The 23,303-nt window shown below is 38.3% G+C and carries 24 protein-coding genes; 2 read left to right on the top strand and 22 right to left on the bottom strand.

Annotation, left to right across the window (positions count from 1 at the left end):
• Nucleotides 1-9: 9 nt before the first annotated feature.
• From mtnN to cymR, 22 genes are all read right to left on the bottom strand, one after another.
• Nucleotides 10-717 (bottom strand): 5'-methylthioadenosine/S-adenosylhomocysteine nucleosidase, encoded by a 708-nt coding sequence (gene mtnN / locus GZA11_RS11005; protein ID WP_038536340.1) that lies wholly within the window; start codon nucleotides 715-717, stop codon nucleotides 10-12.
• Nucleotides 718-959: 242 nt separating this feature from the next.
• Nucleotides 960-1,640 (bottom strand): YrrS family protein, encoded by a 681-nt coding sequence (locus GZA11_RS11000; RefSeq protein WP_163183825.1) that lies wholly within the window; start codon nucleotides 1,638-1,640, stop codon nucleotides 960-962.
• Nucleotides 1,641-1,726: 86 nt separating this feature from the next.
• Complete coding sequence (locus GZA11_RS10995) at nucleotides 1,727-3,475, bottom strand: peptidoglycan D,D-transpeptidase FtsI family protein (RefSeq protein ID WP_163183823.1); 1,749 nt, start codon at nucleotides 3,473-3,475, stop codon at nucleotides 1,727-1,729.
• A 67-nt stretch (nucleotides 3,476-3,542) separates the two neighbouring features.
• Nucleotides 3,543-4,019: a transcription elongation factor GreA gene (gene greA, locus GZA11_RS10990; protein WP_038536346.1), complete on the bottom strand. Its 477-nt coding sequence runs from the start codon at nucleotides 4,017-4,019 to the stop codon at nucleotides 3,543-3,545.
• A 139-nt stretch (nucleotides 4,020-4,158) separates the two neighbouring features.
• Nucleotides 4,159-4,791: a uridine kinase gene (gene udk / locus GZA11_RS10985; protein ID WP_038536348.1), complete on the bottom strand. Its 633-nt coding sequence runs from the start codon at nucleotides 4,789-4,791 to the stop codon at nucleotides 4,159-4,161.
• A 4-nt stretch (nucleotides 4,792-4,795) separates the two neighbouring features.
• Entirely contained in the window at nucleotides 4,796-6,067 is a 1,272-nt protein-coding gene (locus GZA11_RS10980) for a peptidase U32 family protein (RefSeq protein WP_038536351.1), read from the bottom strand.
• Between the two features lie 27 nt (nucleotides 6,068-6,094).
• Nucleotides 6,095-7,024 (bottom strand): peptidase U32 family protein, encoded by a 930-nt coding sequence (locus tag GZA11_RS10975; RefSeq protein WP_038536353.1) that lies wholly within the window; start codon nucleotides 7,022-7,024, stop codon nucleotides 6,095-6,097.
• Nucleotides 7,021-7,671: an O-methyltransferase gene (locus GZA11_RS10970; protein WP_038536355.1), complete on the bottom strand. Its 651-nt coding sequence runs from the start codon at nucleotides 7,669-7,671 to the stop codon at nucleotides 7,021-7,023. Before GZA11_RS10970 ends, GZA11_RS10975 begins: the two co-directional genes overlap by 4 nt.
• A 224-nt stretch (nucleotides 7,672-7,895) precedes the next feature.
• Nucleotides 7,896-9,023 (bottom strand): endolytic transglycosylase MltG, encoded by a 1,128-nt coding sequence (mltG, locus tag GZA11_RS10965; RefSeq protein WP_163183821.1) that lies wholly within the window; start codon nucleotides 9,021-9,023, stop codon nucleotides 7,896-7,898.
• Between the two features lie 303 nt (nucleotides 9,024-9,326).
• Nucleotides 9,327-9,629 carry a DUF1292 domain-containing protein gene (locus GZA11_RS10960; protein ID WP_038536359.1) on the bottom strand — a complete coding sequence of 101 codons (303 nt, stop codon included), beginning with the start codon at nucleotides 9,627-9,629 and terminating at the stop codon, nucleotides 9,327-9,329.
• A gap of 12 nt (nucleotides 9,630-9,641) precedes the next feature.
• The gene (gene ruvX / locus GZA11_RS10955; protein ID WP_038536362.1) at nucleotides 9,642-10,058 is read right to left on the bottom strand and encodes a Holliday junction resolvase RuvX; all 417 of its coding nucleotides are present in this window, start codon (nucleotides 10,056-10,058) and stop codon (nucleotides 9,642-9,644) included.
• A gap of 3 nt (nucleotides 10,059-10,061) precedes the next feature.
• Nucleotides 10,062-10,328, bottom strand: coding sequence for an IreB family regulatory phosphoprotein (locus GZA11_RS10950; RefSeq protein WP_038536365.1), 267 nt, complete (start codon nucleotides 10,326-10,328; stop codon nucleotides 10,062-10,064).
• Nucleotides 10,329-10,383: 55 nt separating this feature from the next.
• Nucleotides 10,384-13,023: an alanine--tRNA ligase gene (gene alaS, locus GZA11_RS10945; protein ID WP_163183819.1), complete on the bottom strand. Its 2,640-nt coding sequence runs from the start codon at nucleotides 13,021-13,023 to the stop codon at nucleotides 10,384-10,386.
• Nucleotides 13,024-13,359: 336 nt separating this feature from the next.
• Nucleotides 13,360-14,439 (bottom strand): AI-2E family transporter, encoded by a 1,080-nt coding sequence (locus GZA11_RS10940; RefSeq protein ID WP_038536369.1) that lies wholly within the window; start codon nucleotides 14,437-14,439, stop codon nucleotides 13,360-13,362.
• A 131-nt stretch (nucleotides 14,440-14,570) separates the two neighbouring features.
• The gene (locus GZA11_RS10935; RefSeq protein ID WP_081905059.1) at nucleotides 14,571-14,705 is read right to left on the bottom strand and encodes a YrzQ family protein; all 135 of its coding nucleotides are present in this window, start codon (nucleotides 14,703-14,705) and stop codon (nucleotides 14,571-14,573) included.
• Between the two features lie 24 nt (nucleotides 14,706-14,729).
• Nucleotides 14,730-14,921, bottom strand: coding sequence for a hypothetical protein (locus GZA11_RS10930; RefSeq protein WP_038536372.1), 192 nt, complete (start codon nucleotides 14,919-14,921; stop codon nucleotides 14,730-14,732).
• A 9-nt stretch (nucleotides 14,922-14,930) separates the two neighbouring features.
• Nucleotides 14,931-15,407, bottom strand: coding sequence for a PRC-barrel domain-containing protein (locus GZA11_RS10925; protein WP_163183816.1), 477 nt, complete (start codon nucleotides 15,405-15,407; stop codon nucleotides 14,931-14,933).
• A gap of 23 nt (nucleotides 15,408-15,430) precedes the next feature.
• A complete protein-coding gene (gene recD2, locus GZA11_RS10920) occupies nucleotides 15,431-17,854 on the bottom strand; it encodes an SF1B family DNA helicase RecD2 (protein ID WP_163183814.1) in 2,424 nt (807 codons plus the stop codon).
• 34 nt (nucleotides 17,855-17,888) lie between these two features.
• Nucleotides 17,889-18,542, bottom strand: a complete 654-nt coding sequence (locus GZA11_RS10915; protein WP_038536380.1) for a tetratricopeptide repeat protein — start codon at nucleotides 18,540-18,542, stop codon at nucleotides 17,889-17,891.
• Nucleotides 18,543-18,746: 204 nt separating this feature from the next.
• Nucleotides 18,747-19,865 carry a tRNA 2-thiouridine(34) synthase MnmA gene (gene mnmA / locus GZA11_RS10910; protein WP_163183812.1) on the bottom strand — a complete coding sequence of 373 codons (1,119 nt, stop codon included), beginning with the start codon at nucleotides 19,863-19,865 and terminating at the stop codon, nucleotides 18,747-18,749.
• A 37-nt stretch (nucleotides 19,866-19,902) separates the two neighbouring features.
• A complete protein-coding gene (locus GZA11_RS10905) occupies nucleotides 19,903-21,045 on the bottom strand; it encodes a cysteine desulfurase family protein (RefSeq protein WP_038541818.1) in 1,143 nt (380 codons plus the stop codon).
• A gap of 45 nt (nucleotides 21,046-21,090) precedes the next feature.
• A complete protein-coding gene (gene cymR, locus GZA11_RS10900) occupies nucleotides 21,091-21,510 on the bottom strand; it encodes a cysteine metabolism transcriptional regulator CymR (protein ID WP_038536385.1) in 420 nt (139 codons plus the stop codon).
• A 146-nt stretch (nucleotides 21,511-21,656) separates the two neighbouring features.
• On the opposite strand from cymR, the gene GZA11_RS10895 reads away from it, so the two are divergent.
• Both GZA11_RS10895 and GZA11_RS10890 read left to right on the top strand, forming a co-directional pair.
• Nucleotides 21,657-22,928 carry a replication-associated recombination protein A gene (locus GZA11_RS10895; RefSeq protein ID WP_231314622.1) on the top strand — a complete coding sequence of 424 codons (1,272 nt, stop codon included), beginning with the start codon at nucleotides 21,657-21,659 and terminating at the stop codon, nucleotides 22,926-22,928.
• A 191-nt stretch (nucleotides 22,929-23,119) separates the two neighbouring features.
• On the top strand, nucleotides 23,120-23,303 hold a 184-nt coding region (locus GZA11_RS10890), incomplete at its 3' end, for a helix-turn-helix domain-containing protein (RefSeq protein ID WP_163183808.1).

The following is a 23,303-nucleotide window of genomic DNA, read 5'->3' as shown; positions in this document are numbered from 1 at the left end:
TTCGATCCATTATTGATTGTCAGTACTCAATGCTGCAACCATTTTCATGACCAAAGTGGCGGAATTAGTAGCTGCTTTATCAATAAACTGATCAAATGAGATCTCTGATTCCTTACCGGCGATGTCTGAGAGCGAACGGATAATTACAAATGGTACTTCAAAACGATGGGCTACCTGAGCAATAGCTGCTGCTTCCATTTCCACTGCTTGTAAATCGTTAAATTTTGTCCGGATATATTCTACCCGTTCAGCATTTTCCATAAAGGAATCGCCTGTGGCAATTAATCCTCTTACGACTTTAAAATTATCCAATTCCTTTGCAGCCTTTTCAGCTACAGTTAATAATTTCTCGTCTGCCAGGAAGGCTGCTGGAAGCTGTGGTACCTGACCATATTCATAACCAAATGCAGTTACATCAACATCGTGGTGACGGACTTCTGTCGATATAACGGCATCTCCAACATTTAAATCTGGATTTAATCCACCAGCTGATCCTGTATTAATGATGCAATCAGGCTTATATTTTTCAAGCAAAATAGTGGTAGACATGGCTGCGTTTACTTTTCCAATTCCTGAACGTAATAAAATGACATCAGTACCATGCATCTTACCAAACGTGAATTCACAGCCCGCCACTGTTTCTTGCGTTTTATTTTCAATATGTTCGCGTAATAACGTAACTTCTTCTTCCATTGCTCCAATTATAGCAATTTTCATTTTTCCCTCTCTCCTACCATTTACAAAGTTCTTTGTTGCATAACGATTTCTTCCTATTATTTTCCTCAGTTTCTTCTATCGTATCCGCAACTCTCATTGTACCATCATTTCATTCATACTTTCCAACATCGAGTTACAAGAATGTATCAAAATCTCTATAAGTATACTATGAATTATTAATGAAGATTGTTTCAAAATAAATAGGACGGCGCTCGATAAGAGCACTGTCCTATTTTCATTCGCTATCTTTGAATTTCAGCTATTTCTTCCACTTTCGTCGGCATCCAACCTTCATTGTCTACCCACGTGATATAAACTTTATACTTTAATGATTTGTCTTTAGAAGCCACTGTTCCAATTGAAGAATTAGCCGTTGTTCGATCCCTACCAAGCCAATAAACGGTCATATTACTTTGGTCTAAACCTGTAGCATATGAAATGGCATTTAACATTTCCTGCCAGTCAACAGAAGATTTATCATATACGGCTGTATGCTCTCCCGTTTGGGTTGTCCCAACTGGTTTCCATGAAGGGTTAACAATTGTTCTTATAACGTTGGAGGTGCTGCCTCCTTCAGTAATCACTGCCTGAGATTCATCCGCTTGTTCAGATACAGAGGCTCCCTCTTCCTGTTCCTCCTCTAAGTTAGCAGCTTCCTCTTTAGAGGACTCTTCTACCTTTTCATCTTCCTTTTCCTCTGTTTCCTCTTTCTTTTCTTTATTTTTTGTCGCTGTCTTGTGCTCGGTTTTTGGAGTTGCCTCCTGTGTAGTAGCTTTTTCATCATTGCCAGTTGCAAAAATATTATAGGCTACGATTATGATTAATGTGAGAACAATTACAATCAAACTATTTAAGATCAAATTCGTTTTCCTTCTTTTAGCACGATACAATGAACGTGAGTTCTTCTGAAAATCAATATTCAAAATAAACACTCCTTCCTTCGATCAGGCTGTGAATATTTTAACATGATTTCAAAAGAACTTGAAGGAATTTTCCTTATAGGCCTGGTTTAATCGAGTTCATACAGCATTTTAACCATGTCCGCAAATAATAGATTGACCGTGTTTCCTGTTTCTTTTACATCTAAATTCACTACCACTAAAGCATATTTCGGGTTTTCAAAAGGGAAATAGCCAGCAAACCACTTATTATGTAGCTGCTTTCCGTCCTCATATTTTCCCGTTTCAGCGGTACCGGACTTTCCTGCAACTGAATAAGGAAGAGTACTTAATGCTCTCCCAGTACCATTTGGATTTAAAACAACCTCACGTAGTAATTTTTGCAATTTCATAGCTGTATAGGGAGAAATGGAATCCCCTGATAAATTTTTTTCAGGAAATTCAACCATTGTCGTACCATTTTTATATTGAATTTTAGAAACGGCTCTTACCATTTCCTTTTGACCGCCTCTGGCAATTGTTGCCATCATATTTGCTACAGCTAATGGTGTCGCTCTCACCTCATGCTGTCCAATCCCTGACATAGCTACGAAATTAGCATCCTTTTTAGTTTCATCAGATAAAAATACTCGTCCTTTATCCTCATTTGGAAACTGTCTGAAGTCATCGGTATGATAAACTTCTCCCTTCCAGCCGACTGATCCGATCAATGATAGTTTTTCTGCATATTCTTCCAAAATGGATGGGTCTTTTTTTTGCAATTCTTTTGCTAACTCACCAAAAGTTCGGTTACAACTTCTAGCAAAGCTTTCGGTAAAATTTAGTTTCCCATGATTATACTTTCGTTCAGGTTTTCCATTAATTTTTTTCGTACAATCAAAAATTCGGGTTGGATCATCCAAATTATGCTCAATGGCCGCAGCTGCGACAACTGTTTTAAAAACAGATCCCATAATTTCCTGTTTTAACATTCTATTTGTAATACCAGATCCTTCATAGGGATTCTTTTTATTGATTTTCGGCCGAGAAACCATGGCCAAGACACTATTATCTTCAATATTAAGAAGAACAAGTCCGCCTTTTTTAATCTGGTATTGATCCACTAATTCCTCCGCCTTCTGTTGAATCGTTTGATCAATAGTTGTTCGAACGTTTACTGGATAAAACGGGTTAGCCGGATCAACATATTTTACATTAATCCCAAATAATGGAGCACCACCTCCATCAACATGATAAACTAGCTTGGATGGTCCTTCCGGTAAGAGAAATTCATCAAAACTTTCCTCAAGCCCAGATACCCCAACCTGTGTTTTTTCTGGTAATTCTTTTTCCGGATAACGTTTTTTAAGCAATGTTGCATTTTCTCCAGTTAAACCAATTAACTGTTCGGCAGGAACACTAACCCGTTCGAATTTTTTTTCCACTGCAAAAACACCTGGTATTTTTAAAGCATTGATTCTCTCCATTTGAGAAGTAGTTAATTCAATAGGGTCCGGTTCACCGAATGCAAATGGCTTTTTCGCATTTTCAACAGCATTTCGAAGAGCTTGGATCGAAATCCCCGCTATTTCGGCCACCTTTTCTGCGTCCCAATCTATTTTCTTTAAAAAAGGGAACAATACAAGCACACGTAGCTTTTTATGCGTAAGTAGCTCACCATTACGGTCAAGAAAATCCCCTCTGCCGCTATCTATGACTAATTCCTGAGTTCTTTGCTTCACACTTTCTTCAAGTAAATTTACATTATGTTTTGAAAAAGATTCAGTGTCCAACAATTGAATTTGAACTAATCGAGCAATAAGTAGCAATAAACAAACTATACATAATATGAGCCAGCCTACGGTTCTTTTTCTCCACATAAAAAACACCTCGTCAAAAGTGTTGACGAGGTGGATGTATTTCAAACGATAATACATAAATTTTGGATTATTTAATGCTCACAATACGAACATTCATCTCTCCGCCTGGAGTTTGAACAGTAACTTCATCGCCTACTTTTTTACCTAACAGGCTTTTGGCAATCGGAGAATCATTGGAAATTTTTCCTTCAAACGGATCTGCTTCCGCACTTCCAACAATAGTATACGTCTCTTCCTCTCCATCCGGAAGTTCCACAAATGTAACTGAGGAACCAAGTGTGACCGTATCACCAAGCATTTCGCCTTCATCAATAATCTTCGCATTACGAATCATATTTTCCAATGTTGTAATTCTGCCTTCCACAAAGGCTTGCTCTTCTTTTGCGGAATCATACTCAGAGTTTTCTGATAAATCACCAAAACTTCTGGCAATCTTAATTCTCTCTACTACCTCTTTCCGTTTAACGGTTTTTAAGTATTCAAGCTCCTGTTCCAATTTTTCTTTTCCTGCTTGTGTCATTGGGAATATTTTCTCTGTAGACAAAACCCTCACTCCTTCTAGTCTTCACAACCCCCATAGATTGTGTATGAATAATATGTAATAAGTGTGCCTAATACAAATAAGTAGGAGCGCGTCCTATAAATAGGGCGCGCAAACTTTTTCATTATCTTTTGCTATTGTTTCATAAAATTACTTTTTGTTCAAGAATTGTTTGAATTTTAGTGACCATTAAATCAATAGCAACAAAATTTTGTCCGCCTTCCGGAATAATAATATCCGCGTAGCGCTTTGTTGGTTCAATAAATTGATTATGCATCGGACGTACAACATTAACATATTGATCAATGACAGAATCCAAAGTGCGTCCACGTTCCTGAATATCCCTTTGTAGGCGACGGATAATTCTAATGTCAGCATCCGTATCCACAAATACCTTGATATCCATCAACTCACGAAGACGCTTGTCCTCAAGAACCAAAATCCCCTCTACAATTATAACATCCTTTGGTTCCACGTGAATGATTTGATCCGAACGCGTATGAAGAGCATAATCATAAACAGGTTTTTCAATCGGTTCATATCTTAAAAGTTTCTCAATGTGTTCGATCAACAAATCATTATCAAAGGCCAACGGATGGTCATAATTCGTTTTTAAGCGTTCTTCAAACGGCAAATGACTTTGGTCCTTATAATAAAAGTCCTGTTCAATCACTAAAATGGAATGATCTTTAAATCTTTCATAAATCGCTTTTGTTACACTGGTTTTCCCCGACCCGGAACCGCCGGTTACACCAATTACAACCGGTTTGCGCATTAAGTTAGTTCTCCTTTCGCATCATGTTGTTTGGATAAACCGGTTTGTCCAGTTTAAAACGTACAATTTGAAGTGGATGTCTTGCTGCATCCAGTTCATTCCCTTTTTCATCCCAAATTTTATCAATCACATGGGTAAAGTTCTGAATTTCTGGTCCAAAGAACTCGACTTCATCTCCCGGTTTAAAATGGTTGCGCTGCTGCAAAGTAACCATTTGTGTTTCTTTATCATAATCCAATACTAGCCCAACAAATTCAAAGCTAGTTTTTTTGCTATGATTACCAAACATTTGCTCTTTATACCCCGGAACCCCTTCAAAAAATGCAGGTGCGGTTTCACGGTTGGCACATTTATCAAGCTCTTTTAACCATTCACTCTTAATGACAAAATTATCAGGGTCAGCACAATAAGCATCGATTACTTTGCGATAAACGCTAACGACTGTGGCAATATAGTGAATGGATTTCATACGACCTTCAATTTTCAAGCTGTCGATACCCAATTCAATCATTTTAGGAATAGACTGAATCAGATTTAAATCCTTAGGGCTCATCGCAAAAGGTGCGTCATCTTCTGAAAATAGTGGTGTCTCTTGATTATTTCCTTCCAGCTGATATAGGTCATAATCCCAGCGACAAGACTGGCAGCAGCCACCACGGTTGGAATCACGCGCTGTCATATGATTACTTAATGTACAACGTCCAGAATAAGCAATACACATTGCCCCGTGGATAAAGGTTTCAATTTCGATATCCACCTTTTCCTTTATTTCTTTAATCTCTTCAGCACTTGTTTCACGCGCTAAAACAACTCGCTCAAGTCCTTCTTCTTTCCAAAATTGGACTGCCTTCCAGTTTGAAAGAGATTGCTGCGTACTCAAGTGAACCTCAATTTCCGGAGCAACGCGACGGCAAGTTTCAATAATTAGTGGATCCGCTACAATTACTCCATGAACTCCAGCTTCTTTTAACCCAATCAAGTATTCTTCAAGACCGTCAATGTTTTCATTATGAGCATATATATTAGTTGTTACATATATTTTGGCTCCGTATTTTTTTGCAAATTCTACCCCTTCCTTCATTTCCTCCAAGGTAAAATTATCTGCATTGGAGCGAAGTCCATATTCCTGCCCACCAATAAACACGGCATCTGCTCCATAATGAACAGCAATTTTCAGTTTTTCAAGATTACCTGCAGGTGCAAGGAGTTCCGGCTTTTTCACAATGACACGTTTTCCATCTATAATCTCAGAAATCTTATCTTTAACTGTATTCACGATTTGAACTCCTCCTTCTATCAAAAATTAATATACAGTTTCTTTGAAGAAGAATCCTGTATCGAGCGGACGGTTTGGCGGTTGAATTTTCTCAATCGCAGCCAACAGCTCGTCCTTTTGATCTTCATAAAGATCTGGGTTTTCATAATATAAATCGATGGCTTTACGGTATAATTTTGTTACTTCCAAAATATATTCAGAACTTTTTAAAATCCCATCAATTTTAAAAGAATCGACTCCAGCTTCAAGCATATCTTGAAGCTCGTCAATAATACAAATATCATTTGGGCTCATAATATGAGTCCCATTTTCATCTTCAAATATCGGATATTTATTATCGCGCTCTTTATCGTGAAGGAACATGTTCTTTTGCTCTTTGCCCTTTTCAATCTCCATTACTTTTCCTTGATACTCAAAGTAGTTACCAAGAAGAGAACGCTTTGATTGGAACATACAGCTCATGCCATGTACCTGCACTTCAATCTCCACTTCCGCCTTTTCCTTAATTTCTAAAATTGCGTCCATGTTGATTTCACGAGCCAAAACCGCTCTTTTCGCGCCTTTTCTCCCCCAATAGTTGCAAGTATACCAGTTTGTTCCCGTTGTTTCCGTACTCCAATGAAGCTTCATTTTTGGTTCTGTCTCTCTTACTGCCATAAGAACAGCCGGATCGCCAAAAATAATCGCATCTGCTTTTGCATCAGAGACAAATCGTATATAATCGTTCAATTCATCCACTTTATCATTATGAAAAATCGCATTCATGGCTACATACACTTTTTTAGCTTTAGAGTGAGCCAGCTCGATTGCCTTTTTAACTTGCTCCCGATTAAACTCACCAGCGAGCCTTAGACCATATCGTTGTTCACCAACAACAAAGGCATCCGCTCCCGCATCTGCTAATGGTAAAATATCATCAACCGAAATCGGAGTAACTAGTAATTCCGTTTTTTTCATTTGCCCTCACCTCTTCTTCTACTAATGGCAATCCCATCTCCAACGGGAAGGATAATGGAATCATAATCAGGATGACTCATTAACCATCGGTTAAATTCATCAATCTTTTTAACAAGATTTCGGGTTCTTTTGGATTCTATATTTGTCTCTGCAACAAGTCCTTTAAATAGAACATTATCTGTAATAATCATTCCATCAGGGTTTAAATATTTGGAATAGATCGTAAAGAATTTTTGATATTGACCTTTTGCTGCATCAATAAAAATCGCATCAAATGGGGCATATCTCTCAACAAGATTCTCAACTTCCAGCGCATCTCCTTCAATCAAAGTAATTTGAGATTGAAGTCCAGATCGTTGAATAAATTCCTTTGCTAATTGAATCCGTTTTTCATCACGTTCAATCGTAATAATGTGCGCATCTTTTAGAGTATTTGCCATTCTTAAGGCAGAGTATCCAATTGCAGTTCCAACCTCTAGAATTTTTTGGGACCGATGGATTCTAAGCAATTGAAGCATGGTCTCAATTCCAGCAAGCTCCATTATTGGGACATTATGTTCCTTAGCATAGGCTTCCATTTCCATAAACAATGAATTTCGCTGAGGAATGAGCCCCTCTATATAAAAATGCAGCTTTTCATCTAACAAGCTGCCTCACCTCAATCCTTAAAAAGCATTGTTTCCAAAGTACTAGTCTTTAGACATAAAAAATAGCGTTCACAGTAAATGACGCCAAAATAAGCATTGGTTTCCACAAGAAAAGAATATTAGTAAGCAACCTTTTCTTTGAATCCATTTAGTTTACTTATTCATACTTGATCTATTCTATCATAAAAAAAGAGGGAATGCTAACAATTCCCTCGTTAATATTGTTATTTTTTATTGGTAATATGCTTTGCTTTTTCCTTGTTATGTTCTTCCAATGTTTTGGTAAAAACCACCTTACCATCCGATGTTGCAAGGAAATAATAAAAATCAGATTCTTCCGGATCCACTGCCGCTTCTAGTGATACTCTTCCGGCATTTGCGATTGGTCCAGGGGGCAATCCAGTATGTTTATAAGTATTATAAGGGGAATCCACTTCTAAATCTTTATAGACTACTCTCTCTTTATGCTTCCCTTGAGCATAAAGAACGGTAGGATCTGTTTGCAGCATCATACCCTTTTCAATACGATTATAAAATACGCTCGCGATTCTCTTTCGATCTGCTTGTTCTGTAGCTTCCTCTTCGATTAAAGAGGCCATCGTTAATAATTGATGAACAGTTAAATTTTTTTCTTTTTTTCCCCGCTCAATATAGTCTGCTAATACATGTTGGGATTTATTGAGCATGGCGATTACCATTTCCTCCACTGTTGGGTTTGGTTTATAGAATGGATAGGTGGCAGGAAATAAATAACCTTCAAGCGGATATTTTATCTGAGGATTTAAAATATCACTTGTTAGTAGATCAGGATATTTGTTCATAAGTTCCTTAATAAATTCCTTATCATTCAATTGATTGAAGACTTGAGTTTCATCCTGATTTGTTGCTTTTGCCATGATAGCTGCAATTTCTTTTAATTGCTTTCCTTCTGGAATAGTAATTTTGAAACTAGCCTCAGCAAGTACTTTGCCCGTTTTCAATCGATCGACGATTTCCTGGATGTCCATCGATGGACTCAGTTCATAAATCCCTGCCATAAATCCACTTTCATTTTTAAATTTAACATAATACTTAAAGACCTTGGCATCTTTGATAATACCGTTTTTCTCCAACCTTTCACCAATACCTGATACCGAAGATCCAATAGGAATTTCCACTTTCTTTTTAACCTTGCTGTCAGGATCTACTGGTTTTAATGCTGATTGTATATAAAGATAGCCTCCGCCACCGATTAGTGCAAAAACGAATATCAATATTATAGAAATTATGAGTACAATTTTTCGTACAATTCTTGCTTCATTTTGGTGTTCAAGCATTTTTTGCCGAATGATGTCTTTTTTGTCTCCTGTCATTCCAATCCCCCCAATCCCATGGATTTGGCTGCTTATTCATATGTAATTATTTCAGCATATAGCTAAAAAAATGTCAATTTTCCTTTCATTTTGTCAAAAAGTGACAGGTATTGTAAAAATTCAATTCGCTGACTACTGCATGTAGACTCGGCGTTCCAACGGAAATATTGGAAGACATAGAGCCGGAGACAATTCATCAAAAGGATTTTCTCGCAAGAACAATTATGTAAGACATAACCAAAAAAAGAAATTTGATTTCTTCTATAAAAAAAGAACCGGCTCATATCAGCCGGTTCCCCGCTATTATTCTTCCTCTTCTTCGTCCATTGTAAAAGTATTATAAACTTCTTCAATAATATCCCATTCTTCGTCGGTCATTACCGGCTCTAATTCACCGATGCTGCCATCTTCAGTAGGAGTATAAGCATAGGCATGAACCATAACTTCCTCCTCATCGTCAACATCCCCAACCGGATAACACAACACATAAGACTTATCGAATTCTTCCGAGTCAAAAGTGAAAAGAATTTCAAATAATTCTTCATCACCATTTTCATTAATTAATGTAATATATTGTTCTTCTTCATGCACGTGTTCGTGTGCCATTTTTTCACCTCATTATTTTTTACTATCAAGATATCCCTGAAGGATCATGACAGCTGCCATTTTGTCGATGACTTTCTTCCGCTTTTTACGGCTCATATCAGCTTCGAGCAATACCCGCTCCGCTGCCATGGTTGTCATACGTTCGTCCCATAACACAGTGGATACATTAAATCTTTTTTCAATCTCTTCTGCGTATTGCTTGCTGATTTCACCTCGCGGACCAATTGTCCCATTCATATTTTTTGGAAGGCCAATCACGACAGTATGAACTTGATACTCTTTTATTAATTGACCAATTTCCTCAAAACCATACTCCTGTCTCTCTTCATTGATTTTGAGTGTTTTTAGGCCCTGTGCTGTCCACCCTAGCTCATCACTTAGAGCGACACCTACTGTTTTAGAGCCAACATCTAAACCCATTATGCGCATTCCTTAACCCTCTCGCTGCTGTTTCAGATACGATTTTACTAACTCTTCAATAATTTCATCCCGTTCCAGCTTTCGGATAATATTACGGGCATCACGATGTCTTGGAATGTAGGCAGGGTCGCCTGACAATAGGTAACCTACAATTTGATTGATAGGATTGTACCCTTTTTCCTTCAAAGCCTCGTATACCTGAAAGAGAACTTCATTAACGTCATGTTCAAAAGGCTCTTCAGGGAAATTAAATCTCATTGTTTTATCAAAAGAGCTCATTCACGTGCACCTCGAATTGGATTAGTTACCTACATTTTACACTACTTTGTCCTTATTACAAAATAGATTTTACCCAATCCTCGACAAATGCAAGCGCGGAATCTAATTTTTCAGGATCTTTCCCGCCAGCCTGAGCCATATCTGGACGGCCTCCTCCGCCGCCTCCACATCTTGTAGCGACTTCTTTAATTAATTTTCCGGCATGATAGCCTTTTTCAATTAAATCTTTTGTGACTGCTGCAATGAAGTTAACTTTTCCATCCTGCAGACTTCCTAACACAATAACTGCGGATCCTAGTTTTTGCTTCAAATCATCAGCCATATTTCTTAAATTGTTCATGTCAGCAGCTTGAACTTTTGCAGCTAATACAGTAACCCCTTCTATTTGCTTTGCCTTAGATACGAGGTTTCCAGCTTCAATATTTCCTAGCTTTGCTGCAAGGGATTCATTTTCTCTTTGAAGTTGTTTAATTTCACTTGTCAAACTATCAATTCGATTTACTACATCTTTAGGGTTTGTTTTTAGCTTTTCTGCAGCTGCTTTAAGAATCCCAACCTGTTCAATTAATGCTTTATAAGCTGCTTCTCCTGTAACAGCTTCAATTCGGCGGGTACCGGCACCAATTCCGCTTTCAGATACGATTTTAAACAAACCAATAACCGAGGTATTCGGAACATGACATCCGCCGCACAGCTCAAGGCTATAATCGCCAACCTTAACAACACGGACAATGTCACCGTATTTTTCACCGAAAAGGGCCATAGCTCCCATAGCTTTCGCTTCGTTAATTGGCATTAAACTAATATCGACTTCTATGTTGCTCCAAATTTTTTCATTGACGATTTTTTCAATTTGTTCCAATTCTTCTGGCTTTACTTGACCAAAATGTGAGAAGTCAAAGCGTAGGCGGTCTGGTTCCACAAGGGATCCAGCCTGATTAACATGTTCACCAAGTACATCCTTTAAGGCACGATGCAGAAGGTGGGTAGCTGTATGGTTTTTAATAATTTTTGCCCTATTATTTGGATCGACTTTCGCGATCACTTGTTGGTTAGTATTGAGTGTTCCACTCTGTACGATGACTTGGTGGAGATTTTGACCATTAGGGGCTTTTTGAACATCTTTTACCAATACAGTCGCCCCGTCTCCTTCCATTACACCACGGTCAGCAATTTGTCCACCACTTTCTGCATAAAACGGTGTCACATCAAGAATAATTTGAACTTCCTCTCCTGATGTTGCCATATCAGTTAGTTCACCGTTTTTAACAATCGCCAATACTTGGGATTTTGTTTGCAATTCATCATAACCGACAAATTTACTTTCCACCATTAAGTCTCTTAATATGCCACCTTGGACCTGCATAGAATTTTCATCATGACGGGCAGCTCGAGCACGTTCACGCTGTTCTTCCATTTCTGATTCAAAACCAGCATGATCAATCTTTAGCCCTTCCTCTTCAGCATACTCTTCCGTCAATTCTACTGGGAACCCATAAGTGTCATATAACCGAAAGACATCCGCACCAGCGATCATGTCTGTTCCTTTTTCTTTAGCCTTCTTAATGACACCTGCTAATATTGTAAGTCCCTCATGTAGGGTTTCATGGAAGCGTTCTTCTTCATTTTTGATAACCCTTTGAATAAATTCTTCCTTGTCTTTTACTTCCGGATAGAAATCCTGCATGATTTCCCCTACAACTGGAACAAGCTCATACATAAATGGGCGGTTAATGTTAATTTGCTTTGCATATCGAACAGCTCGACGCAATAATCGACGGAGTACGTAACCGCGGCCTTCATTAGAAGGAAGGGCACCGTCACCAATCGCAAAAGCAACAGTACGAATATGATCGGCAATTACCTTAAAAGCAACGTCGTTTTCTTTATTTTCGCCATATTTCATACCAGAGATTCCCTCTGTAGCTCGAATAATTGGGATGAATAAATCCGTGTCAAAATTGGTTGGAACGTTCTGAACGACAGATGCCATCCGCTCGAGACCCATACCAGTATCTATATTTTTCTTTGGTAGAGGGGTATATGTTCCATCAGGATTATGATTAAATTGTGAAAATACAAGGTTCCAAACTTCCAAATATCTCTCATTTTCGCCACCTGGATATAATTCCGGATCATTTGGATCATCTCCATATTCCGGACCGCGATCATAGAATATTTCCGTGTTCGGACCGCTTGGACCTTCACCGATGTCCCAGAAGTTCCCTTCTAGTCGGATGATTCGCTCTTCAGGTATGCCAATCTTTTTATTCCAAATTTCAAATGCTTCTTCATCTTCCGGATGGATGGTAACAGATAAGCGCTCTTTGTCAAAGCCAATCCACTTTTCATCAGTCAGAAATTCCCATGCCCATTCAATCGCTTCTTCTTTAAAATAGTCACCTATAGAAAAATTTCCAAGCATTTCAAAAAACGTATGATGGCGTGCTGTTTTACCGACATTCTCAATATCATTGGTACGAATGGATTTCTGTGCATTAGTAATTCTTGGATTTTCTGGCACCACTCGGCCATCAAAATATTTTTTTAATGTGGCAACACCACTATTAATCCATAATAATGTAGGATCATCATGAGGAATCAGAGATGCACTTGGTTCAATATGATGACCTTTTTTCTCTTTGAAAAATTGTAAAAACATCGAACGAATTTGTGATCCTGTTAAAGACTTCATTTTTTGACCTCCTCTTTTTCATTTCGAACACAAAAAAGCCCTCATCCCCTGACAGGGACGAGAGCTTGCCTCGCGGTACCACCCTGATTATGAATACAAGAATATCTGTATTCATCTCTCAATAAAGCCTTAACGCGGACTGACGGCAGTGATTAGCTGCACTCCGGATTAGCGTTCTGTTATCCTTCATCTAGAGTCCCTTTCAGCCATGGAGACTCCTCTCTTGGGCGCTTTTAGCGCTACAGATGGACTATAACATACTCGATCCTTCTTCATTTTAAGACAATATATTGTATATGTGGAATTATATCCAGCACAATTATGTTTGTCAAATACTTAAGGAGATGGTTCATTTGTTCTTGTTCTCATAAAATGATTTTTTGCATGTATAATACCCACCTTGATCACAACAAGCACGGGAACTGCCAAGATCAATCCAATAATACCGCCAATTTCACCCCCTGCAGTCAAGGCGGCCATAATTAACAATGGGTGCATATGAAGACTCTTTCCAACAATATATGGAGACAATATATTCCCTTCTAAAAATTGCAGTCCAAAGACAATTACTATTGTAAAAATGACCATTTTTAACGAACTAGTAGCCGCAATAATTACAGCAGGTACCGCCCCTATAATAGGCCCGAAATAGGGGATAACGTTAGTGGCACCGACAATTAGTCCTAACAATAACGGATACTTTAAATCAATGATCCAAAATAGAATAGTTGATGCACTCCCAATAATGACGCAAACGAGGAGCTGCCCCCGAATATAGTTTCCAAGTGATTGATCAACATCTTTTAAAAAAAGAGTCCCTTTTTTCCGCCACTTTTTTGGAGTCAAATACCAAACCGTACGTTTTATTAATGTGTAATCCTTTAACATATAGAATGAAATGAAAGGAACAATCATAATAATAAGGGCTGAATTTAATAATTTTACTAAAATGTTCACAATGATAGATAATAGAGAGTCGAGCTTTTCTTCAAAGCCATTTATTCCTTCATTTACCCTCGCTTGAAGTCCTTCTGGCCATTCCCTTGTTTGAGATTGGAGCAATTGAATCCATTCCCGGTATTGTTCTGCAAAAACCGGTGCACTTTCCGACAAATCCTTCAATTGGTCAATAATAGTGGGGATTCCATTATAAAGGGCGAGTCCAAGCCCCCCAAAAAAAAGCAAATAGATTAACAAAATGGCTAGTCCTCGGGGAAGTCCTTTTTCATGTAGTTTTTCAACAATTGGATGGAGCAAATAGGTAATAAAGCTGGCAATGACGAAAGGGAATGCAATAATCATTGCCACTCTTACAATTGGCATCCAGACAGAATTTATTTTTAAAAATAAATAAATGGCTATGAATAAAAGGAGCAAAAATCCAATGCGGTAAAACCATTTCATACGAATATCCAATTTAAATCCCCCCTTACCATTATTTTGAAGACTAAAGCTGGAAATATTCAGTATTTGTAGTGGGGGATCATTTATTTGCAATCAAATTTTAACATAATAAAATCCCCCTCTTCTTAGAGGGGGATGGATATTTACGACATTGCACGTTTTACTTTTCGCATCATTCTTTTCATTTGCCGTTCAGACATTAAATTATTTCTTTGTACCAAATTATATGCCACCATACCTGCACCAAAGGCTACCAATGGTGTAATCATTTTGTTCATACGTTTCCACCTCTTCATCATTTATTAAAGGGTGTAACGACGCAATTCTTCTTCAAACAAATCATCCAAGGAACTAAGTGTTCCATCTTCCTCAACCTGATGGGTATTGATGATGCCTTTGGATATAGATAATTCAATGAAACAGTTCCAGCAATAATATTGGTTAATGCCGATTTTTCCAATATCTTTGCTCTGGCAATTAGGACACTTTAACATGGATACACCTCACGTTTGATTTACATCTACGATAATGGCATCCTTTCCTACTGTTAAAGGTTTCTCAGATTGAATCATTTGATTTCCTTCTGTAATTTCTGAAAAGAAGCCATCCGTGATTTCGTACCCTACAATCGTGCCCATTTCTTCCAAAAAATATACATCTTTTAACATTCCAAGGGTTTCCCCACTTTTTGACAGCATCATCATTCCTTCAAGAGGATGCTGATGTGTTAATGTATATTCCGGCTTGTCTTTTAACTTTTCCAAATAGCTAGCATCTTCTATCATTACGCCATCCCAGCCGAAGGAAGTAACTTTTTGGATATCCAAAAAGCAGTTCTGTTTGAAAAAAACACCTTTTTTCACTAATAACCCTTTTACGGTTCCGTCCTTGGAAATACAAAGGTCACAAATCTCACCGATTTTCGTCCCATTTTTCGTTTCAAAGACAGGCTGACCTTTAAGTAAGGAAAATGTTCGCAAAGAGTGCCCACCTCCTTCGAACACTAATAGTTTAAGTCATTGACCATAAAATCATAAGGTGAAACGTTTTCCATTCCGATCATTGGATCCACCTTCATTAATTCTTCCTCAAGAGATATTGGACGATCTTCAATACTGTTTTCAGGCAATATGGTCGTTTCGTCAGGAATTGCATCTTGCAGTTTTTCAAATAATGACGTGAGTCTCGCCATTTCGTCCGCCCGTTTAACACCCATCTGCAATGCATCTATTTCACCGCATAACACCAAGGATTGTTTCGCCCTTGTAATGGCCGTATAAATCAAATTCCGCTGTAGCATTCGATAATAGCTTTTTGTGACAGGAAGTATTACAATTGGAAATTCACTTCCCTGTGATTTATGCACGGAACAACAATAAGCATGAGTAATTTGAATCAAATCCTGCCTTGTATATTCGACTTCATTTCCATCAAAGGAGATATAGATCAAATCTTGCTTTTCCGTATTTTCCTTTGCGTAAATAATCGAGATAATTTCACCAATATCTCCATTAAACACATTGTTTTCCGGTTGATTAACAAGTTGAAGCACTTTGTCCCCAATCCGATATTTCACATTGCCAAATTGGATTTCTTTTCTCTTCCCATCAGGATTCGGGTTAAATATTTCCTGAAGCAATACATTAAGTCGATCAATGCCTGCAGGACCCCGATACATCGGAGCCAGTACTTGAATATCCTTGGCGGTGTATCCTTTATTCTTAGCATTTAATGCGACCTTTTCGATCACTTGAGCAATCTGGGAAGTTGTACACTGTATAAATGAACGGTCTGGCTGCTTTTGTATAACATCAGACGGTACATTCCCCTTTTTAATTTCATGAGCAAGTTGTATAATCGAAGATCCCTCTGCCTGTCGATAAATATCTGTTAACCTTACCGTTGGAATCCGCTCCGACTTTAACAAGTCTTTTAACACCTGGCCAGGTCCTACAGATGGCAGTTGGTCCTCATCCCCTACAAGGACTACCTGAATTTTTTCAGGGAGAGCCTTAAAAAGCTGATTAGCAAGCCAAATATCAAGCATCGAGGTTTCATCAACTATTAATATTTTTCCTTCCAGCGGACTTGTTTCATCTCGCTCAAACCCTTCATTTCCGTTAAAACCAAGCAAACGATGAATAGTTACCGCAGGTAGTCCTGTAGATTCACTCATTCGCTTTGCTGCTCTTCCAGTCGGTGCAGCCAGTAAAAATGGAAAAGGTTCATCCTTTTTATGATAGTCTTTTATATCTAATGAACAGCCATGCAGTTGTGCGTATAGCTCAACAATTCCTTTAATAACCGTAGTTTTTCCTGTTCCTGGTCCCCCGGTTAATATGAGCATAGGGGACATTAATGCAGTTTGAATTGCTTCCTTTTGGGTAGGAGCATATTGTACTCCAAGTCGTTCTTCCAATTCGCCTAATGCAAGTAGAAACTCTGATTCAGGGAATTGATCTTTATACTCCGTTTGCTGTAAAATTCTTTTTATATTAGTCACAAGGCCCTTTTCAGCAAAATATAAAGAAGGCAAATAAACTCGTTTCTCTTCTCCTATTATTTTGCCTTCTTCTTCAAGCTTAATGATTTCATTGGAAATATCGAGATAGTCAATTTGATCTCTCTTATTCTCTTCAAGAAGCATTTTGACCTGTTCCAGCAAGTCTTCTACATGCATATATACATGTCCACTTTGCATACACTCAGTTTCCAATATATAAAGGCATCCCGCTTTTATTCGGTCTGGATGGTTACCGGTGATGCCTAGCTGGAAACCAATCTCATCAGCGCGGACGAAACCGATTCCTTCCACATCTTCAACAAGCTGATAAGGGTTTTTTTCGATGATTTCCAATGTTTGTTCTTTATATACTTGGAAAATTTTCATTGAAAGCTGCGGGCCAAAGCCATATTGGTTTAATGCAATCATTACTTGCTCCAGTCCCTGATGCTCCAATAAGGTATCATAAAGTAGTTTAGCCTTGTCAGGAGGAAGCTTTGGAACCGAATCAAGTAAAGAAGGCTGATTGAGGATCTTAGAAATGGCATCTTCGCCTAGTGTTTCCACGATTTTTTCCGCTGTTTTCTTCCCAATCCCTTTAAACATTTCACCGGATAAATAGGCAATCACACCCTGCTTTGATTGCGGCATGTCTTTGCGATAAGATTCAGCATGAAACTGAATGCCAAAACGAGGATGTTCTTTAAATTGACCATAAAAAATATATGTTTCCTGTTCATGAATTTTTGGAAAATAACCCGTAATAACCGCTTCTTTGTCATCATATTGGTGGTTTGTTTCATCTACCCGGACTTTTACCACAGTATAAAGGTTTTGTTCATTATGAAAAATCGTCACAATCGGTCTACCTTTAATAAACTTCTTTTGTTCCTCAAACAAATCTAGCGTATTTTGATGTTCCATGCGGGCTCCCTCCTTTCTAAAAAAGTTATTCCACTTATTCCTTATGTTCAATTAATTTTTTCGCATGACCAGCGAGTAAATGGTCGGGCTGGATTTCTAGAGCCTTGTTAAACATTTCTAATGCTTTTTCCGAGTTGTCCTTAAATGCGTAAGAAACTCCCAGATTATAATAAGCGTCTGAATGATTTGGATCGAGCTCAAGACATTTTTCAAATTGAGGCATGGCCTCATCAACCAGATTTAACTGGGCCAAACACAAACCATACTGAAAACGAGCATCAGCATCATTTTCATTGAGTTCAACGCTTCTTTGCAAATATGGGAGCGCCAGTTTTCCTTGTTTCAAATGTATGAGTGAAAGCCCAAGCATAAAGTAATTATCACTTGTTTCCAATCCTTTTTTCATAGCCATTTCAAACATATTTTTCGCATCTTCAAATTGATCTTGACTAAAATATAGATTACCGGCACTGTAATATGCAGCAGCCGCATTTGGATCAAGCTCAATCGCTTTTTGATAAAATTTTAACGCTTTGTCGTTTTCCCCAACGGCACTTAGGACATTTCCAAAATTAATATAGGCCACTGGGTCCTTCGGATTTTCAGAAATAGCTTCATTAAATACCTTTGCCGCCTCTTCCCAATTTCCTTCTTGCATATATCGTACACCTAATTGGTTTTTATCCATGTTCATCAACTCCATTCTCAATGGCAGTATATCATATTTCAATTGAAAGTTAGAGTTCAACAGTTTCTTACAAATTGTTCTATCCATTCATTCCATTTTAAAAATAACTCTGAAGTTTCGACCTGGATCTCTACTAAACATAACAATGATTCACTATACATAAAGAAACCCTGACTTCATTTTATAGAAATCAGGGTTCAAACTTTAACCAACATAAGTTAAACGTTCACCATTTTTATACACTTCATCGATCGTTCCGCCACCAAGACATTCATCACCATTATAGAACACGGCTGCCTGTCCAGGAGTTATTGCCCGAATAGGCTCGTGGAACTTTACTTTTACCTTGTTATCTCCTAATAGTTGAACCGTTACTTTATGGTCCTCTTGGCGGTAACGGAATTTAGCCGTACATTCAAATTCTGCCGGTTTCTCACGATCTGAAACCCAGCTAACATTAACAGCAACCAAGGCATCCGAATAAAGTTTGTCATTATGGAATCCTTGTTCAACATATAGGACATTTCTCTTTAAATCCTTACCAACAGCAAACCAAGGTTCTCCTGCACCACCGATGCCAAGTCCATGGCGCTGACCAATTGTATGGTACATCAACCCTTCATGGCGACCTTTCACTTCTCCCTCAAGCGTCTCCATATTTCCGGGTTGAGCCGGCAAATATTGACTTAAAAACTCTTTAAAGTTGCGCTCACCAATAAAACAAATGCCAGTACTATCTTTTTTTGTGGCTGTTGCCAATCCGGCTTCCTTGGCAATTTCACGAACTCGTGATTTCTCAAGATTACCGATTGGGAACATAACCTTGCTTAATTGTTTTTGTGTCAACTGATTTAAGAAGTACGTTTGATCTTTATTAGCATCAAGACCCCGGAGCAACTTATATTCACCATCTCGATATTCCACCCGTGCATAGTGGCCGGTTGCTAAATAATCCGCACCGAGATTCATTGCATGTTCCAAAAAGGCCTTAAATTTAATTTCCTTATTGCACATAACATCTGGATTCGGTGTCCTACCTGCACGATATTCATCAAGGAAATAAGTAAATACTTTGTCCCAATATTGTTTTTCAAAATTAACCGCGTAATAAGGAATGCCAATTTGATTGCAAACACGGATGACATCGTTATAATCTTCTGTTGCGGTACATACACCATTTTCATCAGTGTCGTCCCAGTTTTTCATGAATACGCCAATCACATCATACCCTTGTTGCTTTAACAGTAGTGCTGCTACCGAAGAATCTACACCACCTGACATCCCCACTACCACACGAATATCTTTTGGATCTTTTCTTTCCATTTTCCATTCACCTCTCTTTTCGTAGATAAAATTGAATTTATTTTTTTAGACGCGAAACCACCTTCGCTGTTTCTTCGGCCGCTTTCATTACTTCTTCGGCCGTTGTTGTAAAACCAAAGCTAAAACGAATCGAATTGGTTAAGCGTTCTGATTGTTTGCCAAACATGGCCACGAGGACATGAGAAGGTTCAATTGATCCTGCCGTACAGGCAGAACCGCTGGAAACCGCGATCCCAGCCAAGTCTAAATTGACCAGCATCGCTTCCACATTTGTCCCCTGAAAGCTTAAGTTTATAATATGAGGCAAAGATTTTTCAAGTAATCCGTTTATATGAAAATCGACCCCGTGCTCACGAAGTTTTTGCACTAATAATTCTTTGAATTCCATAAACTTTTTCCGCTTATCATCCCGGTCATTCATGGCTACTTCCACCGCTTGATGAAAACCGACAATTGAAGGTACATTTTCAGTACCTGCTCTTCTTTTCCTTTCTTGTTCGCCACCAAACACACGAGGGGAGATTTTGACATTAGACCTGACATAAAGGAAACCAATCCCTTTAGGCCCATTTATTTTATGGGAGGAGACAGATAATAAATCGATATAATTTTCATTCACATCAATGGATTCAATCCCATAAGCCTGAACTGCATCAGTATGGAATTTGGCAGGATGATCTTTCAATAAATTTCCAATTTCCATGATAGGCTGGAGTGTTCCCACCTCGTTATTTCCATACATAATAGAAACCAAAATGGTATCTTCTCTTAAAGCTGCCTCTAGGTCAGAAACGGAAATTCTACCTGTTTCATCTACAGGCAGGTACGTAACCTCATAACCCATTTTTTCTAATTTTTTACATGTATTGAGAACAGCATGATGTTCTACCTGAGTAGTAATAATATGTTTCCCGATATGCCGATAACTTTCGGCTACACCAAATAAGGCCATATTATCCGCTTCTGTACCGCTTCCGGTAAAAATAATCTCATTTTCCTTTGCACCAATACTTCGTGCCATCACCGCACGGGCCAAATCAATCAAATGACGGGCTTCTCTTCCAAATGAATGGATGCTTGAAGGGTTTCCAAAGGTTGTGTTCATCACTTCAAACATTTTATCTATAACTTTTGGATGCATAGGAGAAGTTGCTGCATGATCAAGATAGATCCGTTCCATTTTTACACCTTCAATCAAATGAAATCTCAATTATTACTTTTGTCATTAAATATAAAACATATAACCTTCGACTTCTTCATCATCTCTATGATTTGCCAAGTCCTCAAGAGTCGTATTATCAAGAACGCCCTTAATGGCATCTCGAATACGGATCCAAAGTTCACGTTTGGCCGGCTCCTCGTCTTCAATACCTTCGACTGGGGTAATGGGGCCTTCAAGCACACGGATTACATCACCAGCTGTTATTTTCGAAGGAACATCAGATAATATATACCCCCCATAGGCACCACGGATACTTTTAACCAATCCCGCATTCCGAAGTGGAGCAATCAATTGCTCCAAATAATGCTCGGACAAATCATTGGCTTGGGCAATTGTTTTTAACGAAGTTGGTCCTTCACCATAATTTTTCGCTAATTCAATCATAATAGTTAGGCCATATCGACCTTTAGTAGATATTTTCATTTACCGCACCTCTATTTTTATTCATCTATGTTTTCATTTCATAGTATTTTGATAGGCATTTGAATTATAACATATTCTTCTTTATTATGCTTTTGAGCAAGAAAATGGTATCGTTAATGTTGAATCAAATCAATGATGGAGAGATAATTATGCAAAAACCTTTAGCATTTCGAATGCGGCCGCGAACGATTGAAGAAGTGATCGGTCAAGAGCATTTGGTCGGCAAAGGAAAAATTATTGCCAGAATGGTGAAAGCGAAACAATTAACTTCGATGATTTTATATGGACCACCAGGCATTGGGAAAACCTCGATTGCCAACGCCATAGCTGGAAGCACAAAATACGCCTTTCGAACCCTCAATGCAGTTACAAATAATAAAAAAGATATGGAGATAGTCGCTGCTGAAGCAAAAATGTCAGGCAAAGTGATTTTGCTCCTAGATGAGGTTCATCGGTTAGATAAAGCAAAACAGGATTTCCTCTTACCTTACTTGGAAAATGGAATGATTGTTTTAATAGGAGCAACAACAAGTAACCCCTATCATGCCATTAATCCTGCTATTCGTAGCCGATGTCAAATTTTTGAGCTTAAGCCGCTCACCCCTGATGAAGTGAAGCTGGCCATTAAAAGAGCCTTAGAAGATGACGAACGTGGTTATGGTCATTTAAATATTGATATTACCGATGAGGCATTATTGTATTTTGCCCATGCCTCTGGTGGTGATGTGAGAAGCGCTTTAAATGCACTGGAATTAGCCGTACTTTCAACAGATCAAAATGAGGATGGGATTATTTATATAGATAAAGCAACAGCTGAAGAATGCCTTCAGAAAAAAAGTATCGTAACGGATAAAGATGGTGATGCCCATTACGACGTCCTATCTGCCTTCCAAAAATCGATTCGTGGCAGTGATGTGAATGCTGCATTACATTATCTAGGAAGATTAATTGAAGCAGGTGACTTGCCAAGTATCAGCCGCCGATTAATCGTTATTGCCTATGAAGATATTGGTCTTGCCAATCCACAAGCGGGACCACGGACATTGGCAGCCATTGAAACAGCAGAAAGACTTGGCTTTCCCGAAGCAAGAATTCCACTGGCCAATGCAGTGATTGAATTATGTCTATCTCCTAAATCGAATTCAGCCATTTTAGCGATAGATCAAGCCCTTGCAGATATTCGAAAGGGAATCACTGGCGATGTTCCAGATCATTTGAAGGACGCCCATTATAAAGGGGCAAAGGAGCTTGGCAGAGGTATTGGTTACTTATATCCTCATGATTATGAGAACGGATGGGTCATGCAGCAGTATTTACCTGACAGGATCAAGCATAAACAATATTATCAGCCGAAAACAACCGGTAAATTTGAGCAGGCACTTGCAACTGTTTATGAAAAATTAAATGCAAAAAAATAGGAAGAAGCCGAGCCAATTGGTCTCCTTAAAAACAAATGTATCGTTTTTTTCACTAGTGGATTTATTGGTATATATCTAGAAATACCAATAAGTAAATCATAGAGTAAACAAAAAGAGGGTGCCTCTTAAAGAATGATTTGGTACTGCACCCCAAAAGTTAGAGTTAAAATCTAACTTTTGGGGTGTTTTTTATGGCTAAATATAGTGAAGAATTTAAGATGATGGTTGTACTAGAATATCTTAATGGTCCATTAGGTTGTGGATTACTTGCAAAGAAATATAAGCCACTAGCAGAATCACAGTTAAGACGATGGGTACGAGCTTATCAAGAATTTGGTCGAATTGGTTTGGCAGCCAAGAAAAATAAGCAGTTTT

Origin of the sequence: Neobacillus sedimentimangrovi (assembly GCF_010614825.1) — a bacterium.
Classification (GTDB): Bacteria; Bacillota; Bacilli; order Bacillales; family Cytobacillaceae; genus Neobacillus; species Neobacillus thermocopriae.
Note: the sequence above shows the minus strand (reverse complement) of the source record. Positions and strands in the feature narration are given on the sequence as shown.

Excerpts from the sequence above, each read along its gene's own strand:
- mtnN (WP_038536340.1), bottom strand. The coding sequence starts at position 717 with ATGAAAATTGCTATAATTGGAGCAATGGAAGAAGAAGTTACGTTATTA.
- GZA11_RS10995 (WP_163183823.1), bottom strand. The coding sequence starts at position 3,475 with ATGTGGAGAAAAAGAACCGTAGGCTGGCTCATATTATGTATAGTTTGT.
- udk (WP_038536348.1), bottom strand. The coding sequence starts at position 4,791 with ATGCGCAAACCGGTTGTAATTGGTGTAACCGGCGGTTCCGGGTCGGGG.
- GZA11_RS10975 (WP_038536353.1), bottom strand. The coding sequence starts at position 7,024 with ATGAAAAAAACGGAATTACTAGTTACTCCGATTTCGGTTGATGATATT.
- mltG (WP_163183821.1), bottom strand. The coding sequence starts at position 9,023 with ATGACAGGAGACAAAAAAGACATCATTCGGCAAAAAATGCTTGAACAC.
- GZA11_RS10960 (WP_038536359.1), bottom strand. The coding sequence starts at position 9,629 with ATGGCACACGAACACGTGCATGAAGAAGAACAATATATTACATTAATT.
- ruvX (WP_038536362.1), bottom strand. The coding sequence starts at position 10,058 with ATGCGCATAATGGGTTTAGATGTTGGCTCTAAAACAGTAGGTGTCGCT.
- GZA11_RS10950 (WP_038536365.1), bottom strand. The coding sequence starts at position 10,328 with ATGAGCTCTTTTGATAAAACAATGAGATTTAATTTCCCTGAAGAGCCT.
- alaS (WP_163183819.1), bottom strand. The coding sequence starts at position 13,023 with ATGAAGTCTTTAACAGGATCACAAATTCGTTCGATGTTTTTACAATTT.
- GZA11_RS10935 (WP_081905059.1), bottom strand. The coding sequence starts at position 14,705 with ATGAACAAAATGATTACACCATTGGTAGCCTTTGGTGCAGGTATGGTG.
- GZA11_RS10930 (WP_038536372.1), bottom strand. The coding sequence starts at position 14,921 with ATGTTAAAGTGTCCTAATTGCCAGAGCAAAGATATTGGAAAAATCGGC.
- recD2 (WP_163183814.1), bottom strand. The coding sequence starts at position 17,854 with ATGGAACATCAAAATACGCTAGATTTGTTTGAGGAACAAAAGAAGTTT.
- GZA11_RS10915 (WP_038536380.1), bottom strand. The coding sequence starts at position 18,542 with ATGGATAAAAACCAATTAGGTGTACGATATATGCAAGAAGGAAATTGG.
- mnmA (WP_163183812.1), bottom strand. The coding sequence starts at position 19,865 with ATGGAAAGAAAAGATCCAAAAGATATTCGTGTGGTAGTGGGGATGTCA.
- GZA11_RS10905 (WP_038541818.1), bottom strand. The coding sequence starts at position 21,045 with ATGGAACGGATCTATCTTGATCATGCAGCAACTTCTCCTATGCATCCA.
- cymR (WP_038536385.1), bottom strand. The coding sequence starts at position 21,510 with ATGAAAATATCTACTAAAGGTCGATATGGCCTAACTATTATGATTGAA.